Annotated in this window: 1 protein-coding gene; it reads right to left on the reverse strand. The window is 35.4% G+C overall.

Going from position 1 to position 2191, the window contains the following annotated elements:
* Positions 1-555: 555 nt before the first annotated feature.
* Positions 556-1647 (reverse strand): DUF6670 family protein, encoded by a 1092-nt coding sequence (locus J536_RS23650; RefSeq protein WP_032062853.1) that lies wholly within the window; start codon positions 1645-1647, stop codon positions 556-558.
* Between the last annotated feature and the right edge of the window lie 544 nt (positions 1648-2191).

Here is a 2191-nt window from a genome sequence, read left to right on the forward strand (position 1 = left end):
TTTATTGTTGCTATGTTTTAGTCGTAAAGATTCTTAAGATGTAGAAACCTAAAGTCGATTACATCGTTTTAAAGACTTTTTAAGCGGTATGGGTAGAGAGAATTTGGCAAAAGCCAATAAAGAAAAAGAATTAGTACGCATAGAGGACTCCTCATGTCTAAAGAAGTTCTACCGAATTACTGTCAAATAATTATGGTGGCAGAACGAGAGAAGGTTGACAGACTGGTTAGACGCCAGCACACCCGAAGGTGTCCCTCTCCCGTCCTACCGCAACGGGAGGAGACGAGAAGCTTACACACAAAACTATTCCTCAGAAGAAATAATTCTGATGCGGTCTAAATCAGCCTGTCAAAGCCGGCTGACAATGTAGGTCAGCAGGCAAAGGATAGTGCCCAACCCTATTTCAGTCAAGCACACAAAATGACATCTGTTTTAAAATAGATCATTAAAAAGTAAGGATAAATAATTAAAATCTATTGTTAAATTGAGTTTATAAAACAGATATTTTCTAGTTCGCTTGAAGCTATAGATAAACAACTAAGTTTTAAAACGATTTTATCTTCTGTCAATATATTCCAGATAACCCCTTCCTACTAATGGCTGTTCATAGAATTCGCCTTGCCATGTATATGAAGAAACGAAACCAGCAGCCAATCCAAAACAATAGGGAGTGTCTACATGTGCTGAAATATCTAGAACCTTTTGATTATTGTGATAAGCAACCCAGCGAAAAGTATTTGGTAAATTCATTGGAAAACCATCAGGTGTAATCTGTGGTTCTTCTTGAAGACTGGTTACTTCAAAAAGTATATCTCCGTTGTATTGAATTGATGTTCCATCAATATGACGGTAGTAAACAGAAGTCAAAATGGGTTGGTCTTCATAGCAAATAAAAGCCAGTAATAACTGCTGTTCATGGTCAATATTAATAACTTGATAGCTAAAGACTTTTACAGGAAGTTGAATATTCTCAACTAACCATTTGTTTTTGAGCATTGAGGTCGCTACAGCTTTCCAAGACTCAAGCGTACAAAGCCCTTTAATACTCTCACTATTGCCTTTTTGTTTAATGTAGCCGTCATAATGCATCAAGACACTAAAATGCTTATAAAAATTACTATAGGCAAACCATGAAATAGCTTTGGTAGGCTTTAAATGAAGTTCTAGTTCTAAATCTTCTCTTTTAGTAATTAATATAAATTCATCACCATCCTCATGCATGACACTTTGATTGTCAAAATTAATAGCGAAAGGAGTTTGGTTAAACTTGATATCATTTTTGATTGAAAATGTCCTGTAGGCCTCAGGCGTTGTCGATAATGCTGTTCCATGTACCAAAGAAGCTGTATCCCCTTTTCCATCTTTAGACATTTGATAGTTGGTATCTGTAATCGTAAATCCAACATAACCTAATACCGAAGCCCAAGATAAATATCGAAATGGTTCAGGTAAGTCAGGAATCATGACCCCGTAATGTGTACTACCAAAGCGCTTATAAAGCGTATGAGGACTGAGTTCAAACTCTTTTGGCAATGTTGCTTGTCGTTCTGGTGTAACAGCTCCCAACAATGAGCCTGAAAGTTTGGCAACCTTTTGATTGGCTTTGTCTTTAAAACTCTTTGGTAATCTATCGCTTGAGATTAACATTTTTAAGATCCTTTATTTTTATCTACTTAAAAAATGAAGTTCCATATTAGAACTTGATAATTTGCAATTGAATGTTAATAAAGGACATCTTGATCTAAGCAAATGCACTAAAACAAAAAAGCCAACTCTTTCGAATTAGCCCTAATTACCTCACGACCACGTCTGTGAAAATTGCTTTTGATTTTATTGTTCGCAACAATCTTCATCAATTTTTGTTATGACTTTAAATTAACCTTTCTTTGTGACAATCCGATTAAAGAAACATCCAAAATCTCTCCTAAACAAACTTCATACATAAAATATGTGTTTTAGAGAACTACATCACAATTTATATAGCTGTACATTTTAAAGGCATATTCCGCTAAACGACTAAGTCTATTATGCTTAAGTCATCTAATTGTTAAGTATGTATGATGGAACAGCAAACTTTATTACAAGAACTGAACTCACTCATTGAATACTACTCAAAAAGAACCGATTGCCCGCCTACTCGTATACGTATCGGCTATAGGGCTTATGCAAAATTGATGCAGTGCCCGCCTTT

Origin of the sequence: Acinetobacter sp. 809848, assembly GCF_000581275.1 — a bacterium.
GTDB lineage: Bacteria > Pseudomonadota > Gammaproteobacteria > Pseudomonadales > Moraxellaceae > Acinetobacter > Acinetobacter pittii.